Source organism: Methylococcus sp. S1M, from assembly GCF_051295855.1.
Taxonomy (GTDB): domain Bacteria; phylum Pseudomonadota; class Gammaproteobacteria; order Methylococcales; family Methylococcaceae; genus Methylococcus; species Methylococcus capsulatus.
On the sequence record NZ_JBPDXO010000097.1, the window covers coordinates 1 to 203 of the forward strand.

Annotated in this window: 1 pseudogene; it reads left to right on the forward strand. The window is 63.5% G+C overall.

The window, feature by feature from the left end:
• Positions 1 to 203, forward strand: a pseudogene (locus ACSHWJ_RS16200) (phage tail sheath subtilisin-like domain-containing protein); the annotation flags it as partial.

Consider the following 203-nt stretch of genomic DNA (forward strand, 5'->3'; position numbering starts at 1 on the left):
TCGATGCTGCAATTCCTGGATCAGCCGATCACCGATGCCCTGATCGACGCCATCACCGAGAGCGTGAACCTGTTCCTGCGCACCCTGGTGATGCGCGGGGCGTTGATCGACGGCCACTGCGGCTATGACAAGGCCAAGAACCCGGTGACCGAGATCGCCCTCGGGCACCTGACCTTCGACATCACGTTCATGCCGCCGCCCCC